General features: G+C 67.0%; 17 protein-coding genes. 9 read left to right on the top strand and 8 right to left on the bottom strand.

Features of this window, described 5'->3' with window-relative positions:
* Positions 1 to 1,608: primosomal protein N' family DNA-binding protein (locus Mrose_RS14135; protein WP_245969944.1), on the bottom strand; the 1,608-nt coding region annotated here is incomplete at its 3' end.
* Between the two features lie 39 nt (positions 1,609 to 1,647).
* Positions 1,648 to 4,233, bottom strand: coding sequence for a GAF domain-containing protein (locus Mrose_RS19730; RefSeq protein ID WP_119279315.1), 2,586 nt, complete (start codon positions 4,231 to 4,233; stop codon positions 1,648 to 1,650).
* A gap of 127 nt (positions 4,234 to 4,360) precedes the next feature.
* Between Mrose_RS19730 and Mrose_RS14125 the strand changes: the two genes are divergently transcribed.
* Positions 4,361 to 4,978 (top strand): methylated-DNA--[protein]-cysteine S-methyltransferase, encoded by a 618-nt coding sequence (locus Mrose_RS14125; RefSeq protein WP_119279313.1) that lies wholly within the window; start codon positions 4,361 to 4,363, stop codon positions 4,976 to 4,978.
* 149 nt (positions 4,979 to 5,127) lie between these two features.
* Here the strand turns inward: Mrose_RS14125 and Mrose_RS14120 are convergent, their stop codons facing one another.
* Entirely contained in the window at positions 5,128 to 7,536 is a 2,409-nt protein-coding gene (locus tag Mrose_RS14120) for an ATP-dependent helicase (protein ID WP_119279311.1), read from the bottom strand.
* Between the two features lie 300 nt (positions 7,537 to 7,836).
* Between Mrose_RS14120 and Mrose_RS14115 the strand changes: the two genes are divergently transcribed.
* A complete protein-coding gene (locus Mrose_RS14115) occupies positions 7,837 to 8,076 on the top strand; it encodes a ferredoxin (protein WP_027891593.1) in 240 nt (79 codons plus the stop codon).
* A gap of 135 nt (positions 8,077 to 8,211) precedes the next feature.
* Here the strand turns inward: Mrose_RS14115 and Mrose_RS14110 are convergent, their stop codons facing one another.
* The 5 genes from Mrose_RS14110 to Mrose_RS14090 all read right to left on the bottom strand — a co-directional run bounded on the left by Mrose_RS14110 (position 8,212) and on the right by Mrose_RS14090 (position 14,261).
* Positions 8,212 to 9,468 (bottom strand): class I SAM-dependent methyltransferase, encoded by a 1,257-nt coding sequence (locus tag Mrose_RS14110; protein WP_119279309.1) that lies wholly within the window; start codon positions 9,466 to 9,468, stop codon positions 8,212 to 8,214.
* A 124-nt stretch (positions 9,469 to 9,592) separates the two neighbouring features.
* Positions 9,593 to 10,759, bottom strand: a complete 1,167-nt coding sequence (locus tag Mrose_RS14105) for a methyltransferase C-terminal domain-containing protein (RefSeq protein WP_119279307.1) — start codon at positions 10,757 to 10,759, stop codon at positions 9,593 to 9,595.
* A gap of 81 nt (positions 10,760 to 10,840) precedes the next feature.
* Positions 10,841 to 11,881 carry an NAD-dependent epimerase/dehydratase family protein gene (locus Mrose_RS14100; protein ID WP_119279305.1) on the bottom strand — a complete coding sequence of 347 codons (1,041 nt, stop codon included), beginning with the start codon at positions 11,879 to 11,881 and terminating at the stop codon, positions 10,841 to 10,843.
* 12 nt (positions 11,882 to 11,893) lie between these two features.
* A complete protein-coding gene (rfbF, locus tag Mrose_RS14095) occupies positions 11,894 to 12,700 on the bottom strand; it encodes a glucose-1-phosphate cytidylyltransferase (RefSeq protein WP_119279304.1) in 807 nt (268 codons plus the stop codon).
* 307 nt (positions 12,701 to 13,007) lie between these two features.
* A complete protein-coding gene (locus Mrose_RS14090; protein WP_182482834.1) occupies positions 13,008 to 14,261 on the bottom strand; it encodes a TolC family protein in 1,254 nt (417 codons plus the stop codon).
* Positions 14,262 to 14,513: 252 nt separating this feature from the next.
* On the opposite strand from Mrose_RS14090, the gene Mrose_RS14085 reads away from it, so the two are divergent.
* The 7 genes from Mrose_RS14085 to Mrose_RS14055 form a co-directional block, all read left to right on the top strand.
* On the top strand, positions 14,514 to 14,783 hold the full coding sequence (locus Mrose_RS14085; RefSeq protein WP_119279300.1) for a hypothetical protein: 270 nt from the start codon (positions 14,514 to 14,516) through the stop codon (positions 14,781 to 14,783).
* Positions 14,784 to 15,134: 351 nt separating this feature from the next.
* Entirely contained in the window at positions 15,135 to 16,148 is a 1,014-nt protein-coding gene (locus Mrose_RS14080) for a LacI family DNA-binding transcriptional regulator (RefSeq protein ID WP_119279298.1), read from the top strand.
* A gap of 153 nt (positions 16,149 to 16,301) precedes the next feature.
* Entirely contained in the window at positions 16,302 to 17,540 is a 1,239-nt protein-coding gene (locus Mrose_RS14075; protein WP_119279296.1) for an ABC transporter substrate-binding protein, read from the top strand.
* 102 nt (positions 17,541 to 17,642) lie between these two features.
* Positions 17,643 to 18,620: a carbohydrate ABC transporter permease gene (locus Mrose_RS14070; protein WP_245969942.1), complete on the top strand. Its 978-nt coding sequence runs from the start codon at positions 17,643 to 17,645 to the stop codon at positions 18,618 to 18,620.
* A gap of 3 nt (positions 18,621 to 18,623) precedes the next feature.
* A complete protein-coding gene (locus tag Mrose_RS14065) occupies positions 18,624 to 19,553 on the top strand; it encodes a carbohydrate ABC transporter permease (protein WP_119279294.1) in 930 nt (309 codons plus the stop codon).
* Positions 19,537 to 20,565, top strand: coding sequence for an endo-1,4-beta-xylanase (locus Mrose_RS14060; protein WP_245969939.1), 1,029 nt, complete (start codon positions 19,537 to 19,539; stop codon positions 20,563 to 20,565). Before Mrose_RS14065 ends, Mrose_RS14060 begins: the two co-directional genes overlap by 17 nt.
* 37 nt (positions 20,566 to 20,602) lie before the next feature.
* On the top strand, positions 20,603 to 21,294 hold a 692-nt coding region (locus Mrose_RS14055), incomplete at its 3' end, for a family 1 glycosylhydrolase (protein WP_182482833.1).

Below are 21,294 nucleotides of genomic sequence, written 5' to 3'. Positions count from 1 at the left end.
AACCGGCTTTGGCCAGGGCCGAGGCCTACCGCGCGGCCCCCGCCGTGCTGCCGGAGCAACCCCTGCCCGCGCTGCGGGGCCTGGAGGGCAGCCTGCTGTACCTGCTGGAGCCCCATGCCCCCTGGGCTCGAAGACTTCCGAGCCGCACTGCGGGCACAGCGGGGGAGCCTTTTCCTCGTGGCCGCACTGGTGGCAAAGCAGGCGGCCTGCCCGCCCGGCCCGGTGCAGGCGCAGAGGCAGGGCGCAGTCGGGGCACATGGCCTTCCAGTCGCAGTGCTTGCAGCGCAGCAGGGCGCTGTAGCCCCGCCGGGCCACCAGCACCACTGCCTGGCGCTTCTTCTCGGCCACCTGCTGCAACAGGTTGACCGCCGCTCCCGAGATGGGCCAGCCCCACTCCCGCCGCATGTCGAGCAGGTGAAGGCGGGGGGGCTGGAGGGGCAGCTCGTGCCCCTGACGCAGCTCCCACTCGGACTCGAGGCTGCTCACCAGCGAGACGGTGGTGTAGGGGATGCCCGCCCGCCTGGCCCGCAACTCGGCCAGGTAGGGGATGAAGGCCCTCGAGCCCGCCGAGAGCTTGTAGGCGTCGTTGCCCTCCTCCACCACCACGATGCGGTGGGGGCTGAAGGGGAGCAGCAGGCCCTGGTAGGTGGAGAAGACCGCCTTGAAGGCCCCCAACCCCTCAGCGGCGATCTGGTGGAAGATCTGGCGGCGCAGCTCGGGCGAGAGTTCGCCGTGGAAGGGGAGGGCCTGGGGAAAGTGCGGCAGGCAGCGCTTGAGCTGGGCCACCTCGGGAAAGAGCACCAGGGCGGGCCCCTGGCCCACCAGGGCACTCAGGGCGCGCAGGCGCAGGAGCCAGCGCCCCCCGCTGATGCGCTGGGCTTCGGGGGGCAGGGGCAGGGGCTCGAGGGCGCGCCCCTCGACGCTGGGCAACTCGAGCGGCAACTCCTGGAAGGCGGCGTAGCCTTTGTCCACCAGGGTCCTGACCACGCCTGCGCTCACCCCGGCCTGCTGGGCCAGCGCGGCCATGCTCTCGGCCTGGCCCAGGGCGTGCAGGGTCTCCAGGGCCAGGCGGCCCTTGGCGCTGAGACTGCCGTCGGGGGCCTTGAGGGGGAGCAGGATTTGCCGCGAGGGACGCTGCTCCTCGACGAGCTCCTCGAGCACCCCGCCCTCGCGCAGGTAGTCCAGCAGCTTGGGGTCGAAGCCCCGACCCTCCTGCCAGCCCTCCGCCAGGCTCTCCAGGCCGCTGGGCAGCACGCTGGTGGCGGCACCGGGGAGCAGGCGCAGGCGGTGCTTGAGGGGGGACTCGAGGAAGGGCAGCAGGTCGCTCAGCACGGTGCCCAAGGGGGCAAAGAGCTCCTGGGCGGCCTGCTCGAGAAAGTGGATGTCTTGGGGCCTGAGCCAGGGGTAGGGCTCGAGGTAGGCCACCGCGTGGCGCAGGGCGAAGCCCTTGTGAGCGCCGTCCTCGAGGCCCACCACCACCCCCACCCGCAACTCGCCGCGCCAGGGCACCACCACCCGCCGCCCCAGGGCCTCCCCCTCCGGGGTGTGCGGGGGCAGGTAGCTCATGGGCTCCAGCGGCAGGGGCAGGGCCACGCGCAGCACTTGCACGCCCCATACCATAATCGGCTTTGGCTCAAAAGGGGTGAATTAGGCCAGTAGGTCGAGGAAGACCCGCACCACCTCAGGGTCGAGGGTCTTGCCGGCCTGGGCCTCGAGCTCCGAGCGCACGGCTCGAGGCTCCCAGGCTTCCTTGTAGGGCCGGGCGTGGGAGAGGGCGTCGTAGACGTCCACCACGGCGAAGATGCGGGCCTCGAGCGGGATCTCGCTCCCGCGCAGACCCAGCGGGTATCCCGAGCCGTCCCAGCGCTCGTGGTGGTAGCGCACCACGTTGAGGGCTGCCTCCGGCAGGAAGGAAAGCCCCCGCAGCATCTCGTAGCCGATCTCGGGGTGGGCTTTCATGATGCGCCACTCTCCCGTGCTGAGCTGCCCGGCCTTCTGCAGAACCTCGTCGGGGACTGCCAGCTTGCCCAGGTCGTGCAGGTAGGCTCCCAGTCGCAAGCCCTCCAGGTCGGCAAAGCCCAGACGTTCCCCCAGGGCCTGGCTAAGGGCCACCACCCGGTCGGTGTGGCCCTTGGTCTCGAGGTCGCGCAGTTCCAGCCCCAGGCCCAGCGCGCGCAGGGCCGCCTCACGGGTGCGGGTGATCTCCTCGAGGTGGGTCGCCCGCTCCAAAGCCCGCTCCAGCCGGCGCGCAACGGCCTCGAGCAGCCGCCTGGCGTTGGGCTCGAGGCTCACCACCCGGCTGAAGCTGCCCAGGGCCAGCAGCCCATAGGGCTCGCCTTTCCGGCGCACGGGGGTGATGATCATGGAGCGGAAGCCCACTTCCAGGTAGTTCGGCAGGGCTTCGGGAAGGCTTTGGTAGTCCCGCACGTACAGGGTGCGCCCCTCCTGCCAGACCCGGCCCAGCATCCCGTCTTTGGGGCCAATGGGGAAGCGGCGGTAGAGCTCCAGTAGCTTTGGCGGGTAGCTTCCCAGGCTCACCACCGGCCAGAAATATGGCGGCGATTGGCTTTGTGGGTCGTCCTGGAGCATGTAGAGCCCGCCAGCCTCCATGCCGCTGAGGGCGAGCATGGTTTTCAGGGCCCGCTGGGCGACCTCGAGGGGATCGGTGAGGGTTTCGAGGTCGGCGGACATCTGCACCAGCGCTTCGTAGTCCTCGGCCCGGCGCTGGGCCTGCTCGAGGGCCGAGAGCCTCGAGATAGCCACCCCCGCCACCTGGGCCAGCGCCTCGAGGATGTAGCGGTCCTCCGGGATGATGCGCCCTGGATTGGCCGAGTCGCTCTCTCCGGCTGTATCGACCGAGAGCACCCCGATAAACTGCCCTTCCGGGTCGGAGAGGGGGACCCCAAGGTAGGCCCCGACGCTGCGCCTGCCGGAGGCGAACTGTGCGCCTGCCACCTGGGAAACGTCGGCGATAAAGAGGGGTGCCCTGTTGCGGTAGACCCTCCACGCCAGCCCCTGGCCGTTGTAAAAGCGCATCCCCACCGCTCGCTCGGCGGCGCGGCCAGCCGCCGCGACCACCTCCAGGCTCTCATCGGCCAGGTTCAGGCGGCTGAGCAAGGCGGAGACCGCGTGGGTCTGGCGCAGGGCCTCCTCCACGGTGCGCTGGCAAACCTCCTCGACGGTGTGGGCCGGGCCAAGGGCCTGGGTAGCCTTGGCCAGGGCTTCCAGCCGCAGCAGTTGACGGGCCTGGGCGGCCTGGGCCTCGAGCCTGGAGAGGACGCTGCCCACCCCCTGCGCCAGCACCCCCAGCAGCGCGGTGTCCTCGGGGGCGAAGGCCCGCTCGCCGTAGAAAGCCAGCGCCCCCAGCGCCTCGCCCTGTGCGTCGAAGAGGGGCACGAAGGCGGCGTGGTAGCCCTCCGGGTCGGGCACACCGACCAGGTGCACGCGGGGATCGGAGAGGGGGGCGAACTCCACCTGGCGGCGTTCGATGGCCTGCCAGGACATCCCCACCCCTTGGGGGATGAGGTAGCCAAGGGGAAGGTCTGGGCTGAGACTGCCCACCACCCGCAGCACCTCGCCCTCGCGGCGGAGCGCGGAGGCCTGCTCGAGGGGCATCAGCTCGGCGATGAGCTGCGGCAGGGAGGCCCACAGGGCCTCGGCGTCCTTAAAGGTGGCGAGTGAGGCCAGCACTCTCGAGAAGGCCTCCTCGCGCTGAAGCCGCTCGCGGATGCGCTCCTGGTCGCGCAGGGAGCGCAGCACCACCTCCAGGCTCTTGCCCAACTCCTCGGCCAGCTCGAGGGATTCTGGGGGGAAGGGTTCGGGGTTCCTGCGGTCGAGGCTGAGCATGGCCTCGATCTCCCTCGCCAGAGGGATGGGCACCACCAGCGTCCAGCGGAAACCCTTCATGGCGGCCTCGAGCCGCTTCAGCCCGGAGGGGTGGTGCTCGACGCGGTGGACCCGAGGGCGAGCCTGCAGGGCCTGCTGCAGGCTGCCGCCGTACCAGGCGAGGGTCTGCTCGAGGGAGAAGCGGACATCCTGTACCAGCCGGGGATCGAACCCGGCCAGAGCGGCGTAGCGGTAGCCGTCCCTTCCCCGCACCACGATGCTGCCCGCGTCGGCGCAGGGGATGAGCTCGAGGGCTCCCTGCAGGGCCTGCTGGAAGAACTCATCGACGCTCACTGCGTTGACGAGCCGGCGCAGGAGCTCGAGCAGACCGCGGTGCGCGCTGTCCATGGCAGCCGCAGTTTAGTCACATGGGCGGGCTAAAACAAGGTTATCTGACAACGCGAGGTTCTGTTGGGGAAGGTTTGACCGCAAGCTTCGGATAGCCCGCGGCTGGCTTTGGTCCTAGGCTGATGCCATGAGCCTGACCCTGGACGACCCCACCCAAGCCGAGCGCTGGGCAGCTTTCGCCCGGCGCGAGCGCGAGGCCGATGGCTGCTTCGTGGTGGCGGTGCGCAGCACCGGTATCTACTGCCCGGCCCGGCGGCCCAGGCCGGAAAACGTGAGCTTCTTCGACACTCCCGAGGCCGCCGAGGCTGCCGGCTACCGGGCCTGCCTGCGCTGCCGCCCCAGGGAGGTGCCAGCGTACAGGGCGGTGGTGCAGCGCCTCAAGGCCGAGCTCGAGCCCGGTCAGCTCAGCGAGTTCGTGCAGCCCATCTTCGAGCACCTCTGCGGGCAGCTCTCCTCGCTCGAGCTTCCCCTCAACCTGCGTGGCACCGCCTTCCAGCTACGGGTGTGGGAAGCCCTGCGGGCGATCCCCCCCGGCCAGACCCGCACCTACGGCGAGCTCGCCAGGGCGCTGGGCGACCCCAAGGCTGTGCGGGCGGTGGCGCGGGCCTGCGGGGCCAACCCACTCCCGCTGGTCGTACCCTGCCACCGGGTCATCGGCAGCGACGGCAAGCTCACGGGCTACCGCTGGGGCCTGGAGCGAAAGCGAAAGCTGCTCGAGCTAGAGGCGAGGATCAATAGCCGCTAGAAGCCGTGCTAAGCGCCGGGGTGTCCTACGTCTTACGCCAAAGGGGTGTAGTTCTTGACCCATACCCTCAGACGCACCTTGGCTATCGGCCATCGGCTGTGGCCGACTTCGGGGGGGACGGGTTCCCACGCCCGCCCTTCCTAAAACTGCTATCCCCCGAGGACCTCGAGCCGCGCGTAGCGCAGGGCCAGCCGCCGCAGCCCGTCGCCAAAAGCCACCATCGCCACTCCGTCCTCCAGGCGGACCACCGTGCCCAGCCCGAACTGGGGGTGGCGCACCTTCTGGCCGGGGCGCACGTTCTCGAGAGAGGCCACGACGGTGGCGCGGGGCAGGAACTGGGCCAGGTCGCGGAATTCCTGGGGGTCGGGCGGGGTCTCCAGCGGTCCCAGCGCTTCCCAGACCTCGCGCTGGGCGGGGGAGAGGCCCAGGGCCTCGAGCCAGCCCTCCCGCTCCGCTGCCGCGAACAGCCGCAGCACCTTCTGGGCCACGGCGCGGGCCTGCTCGGGCGGGGCCGGCCACCACCGATAGAGGTAGCGCTCCAGGCCCAAAGCACCCAGGTCGCGGGCCAGCGTGAGCGTCTCGAGGCTGGAGAGGGCCTTGGCGGGCTTGAACAGCGCTTCCCCCAGCCGCTCGACGGTTTGCAGGGTGGGCTGGGCCTCTGCCTCGCGCAAAAAGCGCGAGGGCGTGCCGGAGAGGGGCACGTAGAGGTGGGTGTGGCCCTTGCTGCGCGTGAGGGCGACGTAGAACAGGCGGCGCTCCTCCTCGGTGTTGGGGTTGCCGCCGTAGGGGAAAGTGCCCTCGGTGCAGTCGGGGAGGAAGACCAAGGGCCACTCGAGCCCCTTGGCCCGGAACACCGTCATCAGGGTGATGGCCTCGGCCTCCTCCTCGTGGCCCAGTTGCAGGTCGGCCAGGTATTCGAGGTGCTCGCGCAACTCCCGCACGCTGCCTTTGTCACGGGCATAGTCCAGGAAGGCCTTCACACTGGCGGCCTTGCCCTCGCCCACCTCGGGAAAGCCGCTGTGGGCCCGCAGGTAGCGGCTGTACTCCAGCCGCGCGTCCAGGGCGGCCAGCACCCCCGCTGCCCGTTGCTCCTGGACCTGACCCAGCCATTCGAGCAGTCCGGCCAGCTCCTCCAGCCGCTCGCTCAGACGGGGTTCGACCTCGAGGGCGGCCTGCCGCAGGGCCCGGCTCAGGGGAAGGCGCTGGGCCGTGGCCCGCTTGCGGATGGCCTCGGCCAGGGTGCGGCTCAGGTAGCGGGTGGGGCGGTTGTAGGCCAGGCCCCAAGCCTGGGCCAGGCGGCCTGGGTCGGGGTTGGGGGTGAGCTCGAGCCGCCCGAGCTCGAGGTAGGCCAGCAGGGTCTCGATCTCGGGGCGGCGGTAGAAAGGCGGGCTGCCCACCACGCGGTAGGGGATCTGCGCTTCGATGAGGGCTTGCTCGATGTAGGGCGTCTGGGCGTAGAGCCGCACCAGGATGGCGATGTCGCCCAGGCGCATCCCGCGCCGCAGGGCTTCGGCGATCTCCCCCACGATTTCGCGGGCCTGGTCGGGGATGCTCTGGGGGTTGTGGACGAAGACCTGCCCTTCGAAGCCGCGGGTCAGGCTCAGGCGCTTGGGTTCGCGCTGGCGGTTGTGGGCGATGAGACGCCCGGCCAAGGCCACCTGCGCTGCCGAGCAGCGGAAGCTGTCGCGGATGAGGTACTTCTTCGCCCCGTAGCGCCGCTCGAACTCGAGGATGAAGCGCGGGCTGGCCCCGCGCCACTCGTAGATGGTCTGGTCGTCGTCGCCCACCACCATGTAGTTGCGCTCGGGGGTGAGAAGGTCGAGGATCTCCGACTGAGCCAGGTTCACGTCCTGGAACTCGTCCACCAGCACCGCCTGGAAGCCTTTGGCCATGGCCTGGGCCAGCCCCTCGTGCCGCACCAGCAGCTCCCAGCCCACCAGCAGCAGGTCGTCGTAGGTCAGCGCGCCCTCCTCCTGCCGCACCTGTTCGTAGAGGCGGTAGAGGTCTAAGTACCACTCGAGCCCCGCCGGGGCCTGGGCCTGCCGGGCCACCTGCCGGGCTGAAGGCGGAAGGGCGGCGGCCTCGAGGTCGGCGTAGTGCAGGTTGCCCTTGCAGGCCCCCACGTAGCTCAGGAAGTCCTCGAGGTCGAGGGTCTCGAGCTCGTCGGCGTAGTCCACCCGCAGTTCGCGCGCCCGCCGCAGGGTCTTGGCCAGCAGCGCGCGCTCCTGCCCCTCGCCCAGCGGCTCGTCCTTCAACACGACCAGCCCCTCCTTGGCCGCCCGCCGCACGACCCACAAGCCCAGCGCGTGCAGCGTCGAGGTGCGCACCGCGTCGCAGTGCGGCCACGCCGAGAGGGCGCGCTTGAGGTCGGCCACGGCCATGCGGCTGAAGGAGGTCAGCAGGATGCGCCGGGGGTCGAAGACCCGCTGCCGCACCAGCCGCTCGACCCGGTGCACCAGCGCGGTGGTCTTGCCCGCTCCCGCCACGGCGAACACCAGCGCCGGCCCGTGGTCGTGGGCCACGATGGCCTGTTGCTCGTCGGTCAGGCACACCGCCATGGGCTTATAGCCTACCAGAGCGCGCCGGGTCGTGGGCCTGAAAGCACTTTGACAACGCGATTGACGTGCCTTGGCTTTTTCTATGCCCGTGTTGGGCGATTGGGTCCAGTGGCTCGTGGCTTCGATGGCAAGTTGATGGGGAATGGGGCTACTTCTCGAGATGGTCTCGAGTGCCTCTTGTGCCGTCTGGGACGGTGTCGGGTACAAGGGTATTGACAACCGGCGATTTTGCTTACAATAGGGCGCATACGGTGGCCGCTCGGCCAGAGCCCAAGCCGTTATCCCCCAGGAGGTGAAGCCATGCCCCACGTGATTACCGAGCCGTGCATCGGCGTGAAGGACAACTCGTGCACCGAGGTGTGCCCGGTCGAGTGCATCTACGACGGCGGTGACCAGTACTACATCCACCCCGACGAGTGCATCGACTGCGGAGCCTGCGTGCCGGCCTGCCCGGTCTCGGCCATTTACCCCGAAGAGGACGTGCCGGAGAACTGGCAGAGTTACATCGCCAAGAACCGCAAGATGTCGGGGCTGGAGTAACCGGCGCGGATAGTCGGACGCCGGGCGCGGGGCGGGCGTCCGGCGTCGTACGTCCTACGTCGTACGCAAAACGCAAGACGCCCCATCCCTTAGCCCTTGACCCTGGACACCTACTGCTGGCAGCCGACCTCCCTCCTACCTCGCCCCCACCCCAAGCATTTCGGGGTGCAGGCCCCGCTCGGCCAGCATCTTGCCGATCTCGGGGAGGTAGATGGGGTTCATGACGAGCACCACGTCGGGGCGGTAGGCCTCGAGGAAGTCCGGTCCCACCACCTTGTGGCCCGTAGCGGGCATGTAGAAGCCCTGCTTGTAGGGGTTGATGTCCACGGCGTACTCGATCTCGTCTTGCAGGCCCAGCGTGGTGAGGAAGGAAACGCCCTTCGAGCCCGCGCCCCAGATCACCACTTTCTTGCCCTCGGCGTGCCAGCTTCGGATCAGGCCCTGCCAGCGGGCGATCTCCTGCACGACGGCCTGTTTGAACTGCGGGACGAGGGTGTTGAGCAGCTCGAGGTCGTCTTCCTCGGGCAGCAGCGCGTTGGGCTCGCCCGGCCTGGCATACAGCAGGATGTACTGCTCGTTGTAAGCCCGCACGTTCTCGAGCACGCGGAACCCGGCCCGGCGGTGCAGGCGGCCCAGCGAGCCCTGGGTGAAGTAGGAGGCGTGCTCGTAGAAGATGTCCCAGAAGGCGCACTCCTCGAGGATGCGGCGCACGTCGGGCACTTCCATGAAGTACAGCGCGTCGGAGCGCATGTGCGAGCGCACCATCCGCACGAACTGGGCGACCTCGGGGATGTGCTCGAGGGTGTGGCGGTGCATCACCAGCTCGGCCTCGGGGGTGCGCCCGGCGTGGTTCTCGTACCAGTCGATGACGTACTCGATGAGCCCCTGGGCCTCGGGCAGGCGGCTGGGCACGGCGGCGGGGTCCAGGCCGATGCCGGTGTTGCCGCCCTGCTTGCAGACTTCGAGCAGGAACTCCCCTTTGCCGCAGCCGATTTCCAAGAGCCTCTTGCCCCGGATGCCGTAGTCCTCGACCAGCTTGCGGGCGAGCTCCTTGGCGAACTTGCCGAAGGTGGGGGAGAAGCCCTGGGTCTCCTCGTAGTTCTCGTCGTAGGAGAGCAGGGCGAAGTCGAACTCGGTGTTCTGGATGAAGCCGCAATTGGGGCAGTAGGCCAGCTCGAGGTCGCCCCTGGGCACCGCCAGGGCTTCTTCCCGCGTGGCGATGAGCCGGATGCAGTGGATGGGGATGTGGGGCGCACGGTAGAAGGGCTCGAGTTCCGTGTGCCCGCAAGCGCGGCAGTGCTTAGTCCCCGGCTTGGCCTGGGGGTAGGGGTTGGTCTGGGGTTGGGGGATGGACATGGTGTGCAAGCTCCGTTGTTTGATGCTTTCAGCCATCAGCGGTCAGTGGAAGACTCGTGGCGTGTGGCCTGTGGTTTGTCGAGGGTCTAGGGCCGAGGGCCAAGGCATCCCGCGTATTGCGTTTTGCGTATGGCATAGAACGTACGACCCGCACCCGGCTTCACCGATTGACCCCCACCGCCTCCTCCACCAGCGGCCCCACGATCTCCGGGTGCGGCAGCGGCACGATGAACTTGCCACCCAGGCGGGCGAATTCGCTTTGCTGCTCGATGATGCTCTGGGCGTAGTCCCAGGCCAGGATCAGCAGGTAGTCCGGGCGGTTGACCAGGGCATGCTCGGGCGAGAAGACGGGCAGGTGCACGCCGGGGACGTAGAGCCCCTGCTTGAAGGGGTCGGGATCGACGACGTACTCGACCACCTCGCGGCCTAATCCCACGTAGTTGAGCATCAGCACGGCTCTCGCGCTCGCACCGTAGGCGGCGATGCGCTTGCCCTTGGCCCGCAGTTCCAGCAGCAGCGCCAAAAGCGCCTCACGGGCCGAGGCCACGCGGGAGGCGAACTCCTGGTAGAAGGCCAGGCTGGACATGCCCAGGCGGCGCTCGAGCTCGAGGTGGCGGTGCACCGAGGGCTCGGCGGGGCGGGTCTTGCTGGCGTAAAAGCGCAGCAGCCCTGGCCGGGTGGGGTGGCGCTCGAGGCGGAAGAGCCTGAGGCCATGTCGCAGCAGCAGGGTCTGGATCGAGATTACCGAGAAGTAGCTTTTGTGCTGGGGGTGCAGCGTGTCGAACTCGCGCCCCTCGATGAGGTAGCGGATGTAGGGGCTCTCGAAGAACACCACCCCCTCCTCGCGCAGCGCCAGGGCGATGGCCGCGACGAAGCCACCGGGTTCTTGGGCCTCGGCCAGGGTGTTGTGGGCGAGGATGAGGTGGGCTTTGGGGTGGTGCTGGGTGTAGTCGCGGCCCAGGCTCTCCACCCCCCGCACCTCCACTGTGCTCTGTTGCAGCCTGGAGCGCAGCTCGGCCAGGGGGTTGCCCAGCTCGAGCACCACGCTCTCCTCCCCCAGTTGCAGCTCCTCCACGAGTTGCTGGAAGTCCTGCGTGTTGCCCAGCCCGAAGTAGGCGAAGTCCTCGGGCTCGCTGGAAGGGGAGGGGGTGGCGATCATCTGCTGCACCAAAGCGCAACGCTGGCACAAACCCAGCTCGATGGGCACGCGGCCCTCGAGCACCCCCAGGTGCTGGGCGGGGATGAGCCCCTGAGGCAGGTTGCCCAGCTCGAGGAAGCTCACGAGCTGAGCCGAACCACACGAGCGACAGCGGTGTATTTTTCTCACGGCGATATCCTCAAATCCTCTTCCTCGTGATGCTCACCGCCGGAAGCTTCGGTGTTGCAGCGTGGTCCGGCTCGAGCCACCTCAAGACTGCACAGTCTCCTTCCAGTAGAGCTCCTCGTCGAGCTTGCCTTCGGCCTGGAGCTCCTTGATGCGCTTGATGCGCATAAAGCGCGAGCTCTTGAAGCTTTCCAGCGTGAGAGAGGGGTTGCGCCGGTATTCGTCGTAGAGCTGCTCGATGCCCTTGCGCACCGTCCAGACCGGCTTGAACTCGGGCAGCACGGCCTTGATCTTGTCGCAGTTGACCCGGTAGTTGCGGATGTCGGGCTCGGCCCCGTCGGAGAAGGTGGCCTCGCTGCCGGGAACCACCTCCGCCACCATCTGGGCCACCTCGCGCACGCGGTAGTTCTCGCTGGTCTGGCCCACGTTGAGGGCTTCGAGGTGCACGCGCTCGCGGGGGGCCTCGAGGGCGGCGAGGAAGGCGCGGGAGATGTCCTCGATGTGCACGAAGGGCCGCCAGGGCATGCCATCCGACTTCATGGCGATCTGGCCGGTGAGGTAGGCCAGGCCGGTGAGGTCGTTGACCACCAAATCCGAGCGCAGCCTCTGCGAGAAGCCGTAGGCGGTGGCGCAGCGCATGAAGGTGGGGCTGAAGTTCTCGTCGGCCAGGGGGATGAGGTCGAACTCGCAGCGGATCTTGGACTCGCCGTAGGGCGTGACCGGGTTGAAAGGGGCGCTCTCGTCGAGGAAATCCTGCGGCCCCGCGCCGTAGAGGCTGCACGAACTGGCGAAGAGGAAGCGCTTGACCCCCGCCTTCTTGGCCGCCTTGGCGGTGCGCACCACGCCGTAGTGGTTGATGGCGTAGGTGGTCTGGGCGTTGAGGTTGCCCAGCGGGTCGTTGGAAAGGGCGGCCAGCGCGATCACGGCGTCGAAGCCCACGAGGTGCTCGGGCTCGACCTGCCGCACGTCCACCCGGATCGAGGGGATGGCCGCAGGTTCCTCGCTGAAGTGGCAGCCCTCGTAGAGGAAGCTGTCCAGGCCCACTACCTCGTGCCCGGCGTTTTGCAGGAAGGGCACCATCACGCTGCCGATATAGCCGTTGTAACCCGTAACCAGGATTTTCATCGCGATGCTCCTCTAAACCTGCCCGAAAACCTTCCCGTCCAGGCTGCGGGCCTGCTCGTCCCAGATTTTCCAGGGGGCGCGGCCACTGTCCCACAGCTTCTCGAGGTACACCTTGTCGCGCTGGGCGTCCATGGGCTGGAAGAAGCCCTCGTGCTTGAAGGCCATGAGTTCGCCAGCCATGCTCAGGCGCTCCCAGGTCTCGGCCAGGTCGCTGGCGTCGCCCTCGATGTACTCGTCGCAGACCCCAGGCTCCAGCACCGCGAAGCCGCCATTGATCCAGGCGGTCTCCAGGGGCTTTTCGCTGAAGTCGGCCACCCGGTTGCCCTCGAGGATGAGCTGCCCGAAGCGGGGCGGGGGGTGGACGGCGGTGAGGGTGGCGAGCTTGCCGTGGCCTTTGTGAAACTTCAGCAACTCGGGAAGGTTGACCGTGGAGACCGAGTCGCCAAAGGTCATGAAGAAGGTCTCCTCGAGGTAGGGGCGCAGGCGCTTGATGCGCCCTGCGGTGTTGGTGTGCAGCCCGGTATCCACCAGCCTGACTTTCCAGTCGAGGGTGTGGGGGTTTTCCACCTCGACGGTGCCCCGGCCCAGGTCGAGGCTCATGTTGCCCGAGTAGGCCGCAAAGTCGGCGAACCACTTCTTGACGTATTCCCCCTTGTAACCCAGGGCGATGATGAATTCGTTGTACCCGTAGTGCGAGTAATGCATCATGATGTGCCACAGGATCGGCATGTTGCCGATCTCCACCATGGGTTTGGGCTTGACCACGGTCTCCTCGGAGAGCCGGCTGCCCACCCCACCTGCGAGAATCACTACCTTCACGCTTCTCCCTCCCAAAATCGAAAAACCTAGCTTACAGCTTAGAAGCAGCAGCGTGACAGTTCCGTTATGAAAGCTCAATCCCGTCTCCAACAGCCCACGATGGGCAGCGTTAACTGCTTTGAGGGGTGCGTAGCGTGGGCAACGGGAAGATAACGGGCAATTTCACAAAGGGCTGTATGTCGTACGCAAAAGCTCGAACGCCAAAGGCCAAAGGATGCGATCCTCGAGGCGCCCTGGCTATGGGCTATCGGCCACTTCCGTGAGGAGATGAGGAGAGGTCTGCCTCCACGGCTACAAACTTCCCGTTCTACCGCCGCAGTGCCCAGGGCAGTCCGGCGAGCTCGAGGTACTCGCTGACCGCGTCGACGTACTCGCTCCAGGCAAAGCTATAGTCGATCTCGCTGCGGGCGTCGGCGATGCGCTCGAAGTATTCCTCGTCGGTGAGTTCGCTCCGTTCGTAGCGGGCCTTGCTCTGAGCCAAGTACTCTTGCTCGAGCGCCTGGGAGCGCTCGAGCAAGGCCAGGCGGCGCTCGTGCAGGGCCAGGCGCTCGCGGCGGGCCTGGAGGTCGGCGGCGATCTGGGCCTGGAGGGTTTGCAGGATTAGGCTCTGGCTTTGCACGCGGGCATTGGCACCGTAGGAGGTGTTGAAGATCAGGGCGTAGAGGTTGATCTCGGCTTCGAGGGTGAGGCCCCAGCTGGGTTCTACGGCGGCGCTTGGGTCGGTGGAGGGTTTGCGCAGCTCGAGGCTGGTGCCTACCCCCAGGACCCCTTCGTTGAAGCTGAGCGCGCCTCCGATGCCGAAGGCGTCGCGGTTGCTGCTCATCCCCAGGCCGACCCTGAAGGTGGGCAGCCAGGAGAAGCTGGCGCTGCGGGCTTCAATCTGAGCCTGGGTGAGGTTGGCCACTTCGCTGAGGTATCGCGGGGTGGTCTTGGGATCGACCTCGGGCGTGGCGAAGCGCACGGTGCGGTTCTCGGCAGTGCCCCTCAGGCCGTAGGCGGCGGCGTTGCGTTGGGCGTCGCTCAGGGCGCTGCGGGCGAGCTCGAGGTTCAGGCGGGCGCCCTCGAGGCCGAGTTCGGCCCGCTGCACGTCGAGGTCGGTGGCCTGGTTCTCCTCGCGGCGCTCGCGGGTAGCGGCGAGACGGGCTTGAGCCAGCCCCACCCGGGCTTCGGCCTCGCGCAGGAAGAGCTGCTGCTGCCACACGCGGATGTGGGCCTGCAGGGCAGAGCGGGTGCTCTCGCGCTGCAAGCGCAGGTAAGCCTCGCGGAGGTCCTCGAGGGTACGCGACAACTGTCCGACGCTGCTGGGGTTGAGGGTCCAGCCCAGCTCGAAGCGCAGCCCGTAGCTGTTGGATGGGATGGTGCTGCCAAAAAAATACGGGTCGGGAGATTGGCCATAGCTGAAGGTGGGTATCGCCCTGCTCCCGATCCCCAGTTGGGCGAGTTGCAAAGCCTGCTGGGCGGCGTCGAATTGGGTCTTGAGCAGTTCCAGGCGAGGGTCTTTGTACTGCAGGGCATCTTCCGGGCCGAAGGCGGCAGCCAGACTGCTTAAAATCCAAACCATCGAGATTGCAGCACTCCGCGAAATGGATCTCATTTCTCCTCCATGAGGTCGAGCCGCTAATAGGAATGACCCAACGCCTTGCTCAGAGTGTAGCTACTTGGCGTAAAGTGGGCGTTAAGGATCGGCTGGCACTGGGCTTTTCCCCGCCACAGTCCCCATGAAAGGCTCTCAGGATGGCCCGCCGTCACCTGAAACGCACCGCTTAACGGTCCAGGTAACGAACGCCGTGTCACCTGGGCTACACTGAAGGGTATGAGGGGATTCCGGCACGAAGTAGGAAGCCTGCTGCGTCTGGCCCTGATCGTGCGCCTGGGCTTACCCGAGCGGTTGCGCTGGATATGGCTTCCCGGCCTCAATCCCCCGGCCATGTTTCGCCACAGCGATCAGGCCCGGCTGCCTTTGAGCCTCGAGCACGCCTACTACCCGGTTCAAAGCCGGGGCGGGATCGTGCTGATCCCCAAGGATGCGTACTACCAGGAGGCCGAGGAACTGCTCGAGTGGGTGAGCCGGGATGGGGTGTAAGCTGATTGCCAAACGCAAAACGCCAGGGGTCATGCTTCCCGGCATCGTATGGCAGAGGCTTTTGGCAATGCGTAGGGGCAATCGCCTCCGAGTGCCACTACAGAAAACGCTTTCTGTGCTTTTCGGTGGCCGCGATTTTGTAAAGACAGAGCAAGAATCCTTTTCTGGTAATCAATTTCTCGAGCTTAAGGCTCATCAGAGAGCTTCCCGAGCCGACAAAAGGGTTCCGTATGTAAAATTGTCTGATCCGTAAAACACTTGCTTCTAAGGTATTGACAGCGCTTTCAAAGCGTGCTTTACTGTGACCCAGCTAACACTGTTGTAGCTGAGCCATCGGCCTGGAGGGATAGCGTGCCTGATTCGGTCACCTTGAGCCACGTTGCGCGGGAGGCGGGAGTCTCCCCGAGCACGGTCTCGAGGGTCATCAACGGCACGGCGCGGGTCGCGCCCGAGAAGGAGCGCGCGGTCTACGAAGCGATCCGGCGGCTGGGATACCGGCCCAACCTCTTCGCCCAGGGCCTGGCCAGGGGCAAGTCCATGAGCGTGGGGGTGATGACCCAGGACGTGGCCAGCCCCTACTACTCCGAGGTGATCAAGGGCATCGAGCAGGGGCTCGACGGCAGCCCCTACTATCCGATCTTCGCCAGCGGCCACTGGCGGCCCGACACCGAGCGCGAGGCGTTCAAAGTGCTCAGCGGGCGCAAGATCGACGCCTTGATCGTGATGGGAGGGCTGCTCCCCGACGCGGAGCTGCTCGAGATGGCCGCACACCTGCCCACGGTGGTGATTGGCCGCGTGGTGCCGGGGCTGGAAAGGGACTGCCTGTACGCCGACCAGGTGCAAGGCGCTTACGAGGCCACCCGTCACCTCATCGAGCTGGGCCACCGGCGCATCGCCCACATCGCCGGGCCGCTGTACCAACAGGATGCCCGTGAGCGCCTGGAGGGCTACCGCCGGGCTCTCACTGACGCCAACCTCAACTTCGACCCCCGCCTGGTGGTCGAGGGTGACTACCACGAACCCTCCGGCCTCATGGCGGTCGAGGCCCTGCTCTCTCGAGGCGCCCTGTTCACGGCCATCTTCTCCTCCAACGACCAGATGGCCTACGGGGCCCGCCTGGCGCTGTACCGCCGGGGCATCCAGGTGCCGGGAGAGATTTCGCTGGTGGGCTTCGACGACGTGCCGATCTCAAGCTACACCACCCCACCCCTCACCACGGTGGCCCAGCCTACGCTGGAATTTGGCCGCGAGGCGGCCAAAGCCATCCTGGCCAAGCTCGAGGGGCGGCCCTACACCCTTCCCCTACTGGCCAACAGGCTTATCATCCGCGAGTCCACGGCCCTGCTACGCCAGGGAGTGCGCTGATGCCCCATTCCCACGAATTCCCCGGAGCTCGCCTTAGGCGAGGCTCGCCCACGGTGCACGATCACGGTGAAGGAGGTGCGAAAATCCTGTTCTGAAAGCGTTTGCAAGCCCCGGTAATCGGCATTTGAGGAAAGTCAAGTGAGGAGGTGTTGGATGAAGAAAATCGCAGTTGTGTTGCTGGCCGCTCTGGCCTTGGGGGGTATGGTCCTGGCCCAGAAGAAAGTGATCACGGTGGGGGTCTTCCCCAACCTCGACGACGCTATCAAGGCTCAACTACCCGGTTTCAACAAGCTCTATCCCAACATCGAAGTCAAGCTGGTGACGCTGCAATACGCCGACCACCACAACGCCCTGACCACTGCGTTGGCGACCGGGCAAGGCCTGCACGACGTCGAGGCCATTGAAATCGGCTTCGTGGGCCGCTTTGCCGAAGGGCAGGGCTTCGAAGACCTCAACAAGCCCCCCTACAACGCCGACTTGTACAAGAAACTCTTCACGCCCTACACCATCGCCCAGGCCACCAGCGCCGATGGCCGCTTCATCGCCATGCCCGTCGACATCGGACCGGGCACCTTCTACTACCGCAAGGACATCCTCGACAAGGCCGGGGTCAACCCCTCGAGCATGATGACCTGGAACGGGTACATCGAGGCGGGCAAGAAGATCAAGGCCATGGACAAGAACATCTTCCTCATCGCCAATGCCGCCGACGTGGCCTGGATCAACATTTTCGCCAGCGTAGGCGCGGGCGAGGGCTACTACTTCGATAAAAGCGGCAAGGTCATCGTGGACAGCCCTCGCTTCGTGCGGGCCTTCGAGCTGGCCAAGCAAATCCGCGACGCCGGGCTCGACGCCAAGATCGGAGCCTGGACCAACGAGTGGTACGACGGCTTCAAGAAGGGCACCGTCGCCACGCAGTTCTCCGGCGCCTGGTTGCAAGGGCACCTGCAGAACTGGATGGCCCCCGAGACCAAGGGCCTGTGGCGCGTGCAGCAACTCCCCGAGGGGCTGTATGGCTCGTGGGGCGGTAGCTTCTACGGTATTCCCAGCGCCTCGAAGAACAAAGCCGAGGCCTGGACGCTGATCAAGTACCTCACCACCAACCGCGCCTCGCAGATCGCCGCCTTCAAGGCTATCGGGGCCTTCCCAGCGTTGCTTTCGGCGCAGACCGACCCGGTGTTCGAGGAGGGCGTGGACTTCCTGGGCGGCCAGAAAGCCCGCGTGCTGTGGCGCGAAGCCGCCCGCAAGATCAAGCCGGTGGAGGCCAACAAGTACGACCGCATCGCCAACGAGATCATCAGCACCGCGCTGTCGCAGGTGCTGGACGAGGGCAAGGACATCAAGGCTGCGCTGGCCGAGGCCAAGGCCCTCATCGAGCGCCGTATGCGCTAGCGCTGCCGGTCGCGGGAGGACTCGAGCCCACACCGGACTCCTCGGGTTCGGTGTGGGCCATGCCTGAAACCCCTACAGCGCTGTAGCGAAAGGAGCGTCTGAGTGCAACGCAGCAGCACCGCCCCTCCCAGGGCCGTCAGCCGGCAGATGCGCTGGAGCAACCTGCAGCGCCGCTGGGCCCCTTATGTCTTCGTCAGCCCCTTCTTCATCCTGTTTCTGGTTTTTGGACTCTATCCCACGCTGTTCTCGCTGTACATGTCCTTCCAGTCGTGGTCGCAGACCGACGGCTGGGGCCACTGGAAGTTCGTGGGCCTGGAGAACTACAGCTTCACCCTCACCGACCCCATGTTCTGGCGGGCGATGTACAACACGGTGTGGCTGGGCGTGGTCTCGGGGTTGCCGCAGCACCTGCTGGCGATCCCGCTGGCCTTCGTCATCCACATGGGCCTGAGCCGCTTCAAGACCTTCACCAGCGCGGTGTACTTCCTGCCCTACATCACCTCCACCGTGGCGATTGCCCTGATCTTCAACACGCTGTTCTCGACGCAGAAGGGCGTGATCAACCAGACCCTGGCCTACCTCAACACCCTGCCGCTCTTCGGCTGGTTTTTGCCGGACGAGAACATCAACTGGTTCCTCAACTCCACCATCAAGTGGGGGATCGCGCTGGTGGTGATCTGGAAGTACACCGGCTGGAACACCCTGCTCTACCTCTCGGCCATCCAGGCCATCCCCCGCGAGCTCTACGAGGCGGCCTCGGTGGACGGAGCCACGCGCTGGCAGCAGTTTCGCTTCGTGACGCTGCCGCTGCTGCGCCCCATGATGTTCTTCGCGGTCTCGCTCACCATCATCGGCAACATGCAGCTCTTCGAGGAACCCTTCGTGCTGCTCAACGGCGGGGCGAGTTCGGCGACGCAAGGCGGCCAGACCGTGGCGATGTACATGTTCCGCACCGCTTTTGAGTGGCTCGAGATGGGCACGGCGGCCTCTATCGCCTGGCTGCTGTTCGCCTTCATCGCCGTGCTGACCATCATCAACAACCTGGCCTTCGGGCGCGCGGCCCAGGGAAGGGGGGACTGAGGCATGGCGGTGCAAGCGCCCAAACCCACCGCCCGCCGTAACCTCGGCGGCAGCCTGGCCCGCCTGGGAGGCTACGGGCTGCTGCTGCTGGGGGGGCTGGCGACGGTGGCCCCCTTCTACTTCATGTTCGTCTTCGCCACCCACGAGCGCTCGGAGATCTTCGGCTCCCCGCCCCCCTTGTGGTTCGGCGGCGACCTGGGCACCAACTACCAGATCCTCTTGCAGAAGATCCCCTTCTGGCGGGCCTACTGGAACAACGTCTACCTGGCGTTGGTGGTCACGCTGTGCAACCTGTTCTTCTGCAGCCTGGCCGGGTACGCCTTCGCCATGTACGAGTTCCGCTGGCGCAACCAGCTCTTCGCCCTCGTGCAGGCCACGCTGCTGATCCCGGCCATCCTCAACCTCATCCCCTTTTACCTGGTCATGACCCAGCTCGACCGGGCCATGGACCCCCTGGCCAACGCCTTCGCCGGGACCTTCCTGGGGCGACTCCACCTCTTCGACTGGATCGACACCCCCAAGGCGCTGTGGCTGCCGGGCATGGCCGGGGCCATCGGCATCTTCATGATGCGGCAGTACATCGCCTCGGCCATCCCCCGCGACCTCGTAGACGCCGCCCGCATCGACGGGTGCAGCGAGTTCGGCATCTACTGGCGCATCGTGCTGCCGCTGGTGCGCCCGGTGCTGGGCACCCTGGGCCTGATCACCTTCATCGGCTCCTGGAACCGCTTCGCCGACGTGGCGGTGATCATGCGCAGCCAGGAAACTCAGACCCTACCGGTGGTGCTGCGCACCCTGCAGGGAGCGACCGACGTAGAGTGGGGCGCGATCATGGCGGGAACCGCGCTGTTGGTGGCCCCGCTACTCTTGCTCTTCGTCTTCGCCGCCCGCCAGCTCATGGAAGGACTGACCTCCGGTGCGCTCAAGAGTTAGCGCCTACTGGCTCGGCGTGGGGCTGGCGGCGCTGACCCTGGCTCAGACCCCTTCCCCCCAGTCCCTGCGCGCACTGGCCGAGCGCCAGGGGCTGCTGGTGGGGGCTGCGGTGGACCTGGCGGCGCTGTACGACCCCCTCGAGCCCGACTACGCCCGACTCCTCGCCCGCGAGTTCAACCTGGTGGTGGCCGAGAACGCCATGAAGTGGGCCTCGCTGAGCAACGAGCGAGGGCAGTACAGCTTCACCGGCGCCGACGCCCTGGTGCGCTTTGCCCGCCAGCACGGCCAGCGCTTGCGCGGCCACACCCTCATCTGGCACGAGCAACTGCCCGCGTGGGTGCGCGGCGGCACCTTCTCCCGCGAGGCCATGCTGGCGGTGATGCAAGAGCACATCCAGGCGGTGGCCGGGCACTTCCGCGGCCAGGTGGCCTACTGGGACGTGGTCAACGAGGCGGTGAGTGACCGCGGGGGCCTACGCGAGACCCCCTTCCTGCGGGCCGTGGGCCCCGACTACCTCGAGCACGCCTTCCGCTTCGCCCGCGCCGCCGACCCCCAGGCTAAGCTCTTTTACAACGACTACGGCGCCGACGGCATGGGCGCCAAGTCGGACGAGATCTACGCCCTGCTCAAAGCGCTCAAGGCCAAGGGCGTGCCCATCGACGGCGTGGGCTTCCAGGCCCACCTCGACAGCACCTTCTCCCCCCAGCAAGCGCGCATGCGGGAGAACCTGCAGCGCTTCGCCGACTTGGGCCTCGAGGTGCACATCACCGAGCTGGACGTGCAGCTAAAGGGGGCGGGCTCGAGGGAGGAGCGGCTCGAGGCCCAGGCCAGGGTCTACGCCGAGGTACTGGCGGCCTGCCGCGCGGTCCGCGGTTGTACCGCCGTGACGCTGTGGGGCTTCACCGACGCCCACTCCTGGCGGGCTGCCGCCGAACCCCTGATCTTCGACCCGCTCTACCGGCCCAAACCGGCGTATGAGGCCCTGCTGCGGGCTCTGGGAGGCACCCCTTGAGCCCTTTCACCCCGGCTTTGCCAACGAGGACAGCACTATGAGCATTCAACGCGACGACTTTCCCACCGACTTTGTTTGGGGCACCGCCACCGCCGCCTACCAGATCGAGGGGGCAGTGAGGGAGGATGGTCGCGCCCCCAGCATCTGGGACACCTTCAGCCACACCCCCGGTAAGGTCCGCAACGGCGACACCGGCGACACCGCCTGCGACCACTACCACCGCTACCGCGAGGACATCGCCCTGATGCGGGAGCTGGGCGTGAACGCCTACCGCTTCTCCGTCGCCTGGCCCCGCGTGCTGCCCCAGGGCCGCGGGGCCGTCAATCCGGCGGGGCTCGACTTCTACGAGCGGCTGGTGGACGCGCTGCTCGAGGCCGGGATCACTCCCTGGGCCACCCTCTACCACTGGGACCTGCCGCAGGCCCTCGAGGACACGGGCGGCTGGCCCCAGCGCGACACCGCCTATGCCCTGGCCGAGTACGCCGCCGTGGTGGGGCAGCGCCTGGGCGACCGGCTCAAGCACTGGATCACCCTCAACGAGCCGTGGTGCTCGGCCTTTTTGGGCTATGGCATCGGTGTGCACGCCCCCGGTCGCCAGGACCTCGCCCTCTCCCTGCAGGCCGCTCACCACCTGCTGCTCTCGCACGGCCTGGCGACGGAGGCCCTGCGGGCGGCGGTTCCGGGAGCCCAGGTGGGCATCACCCTCAACCTCACCCCCACCCACCCGGC

Origin of the sequence: Calidithermus roseus (assembly GCF_003574095.1) — a bacterium.
GTDB lineage: Bacteria > Deinococcota > Deinococci > Deinococcales > Thermaceae > Calidithermus > Calidithermus roseus.
This window is presented reverse-complemented; position numbering and strand designations above follow the sequence as displayed.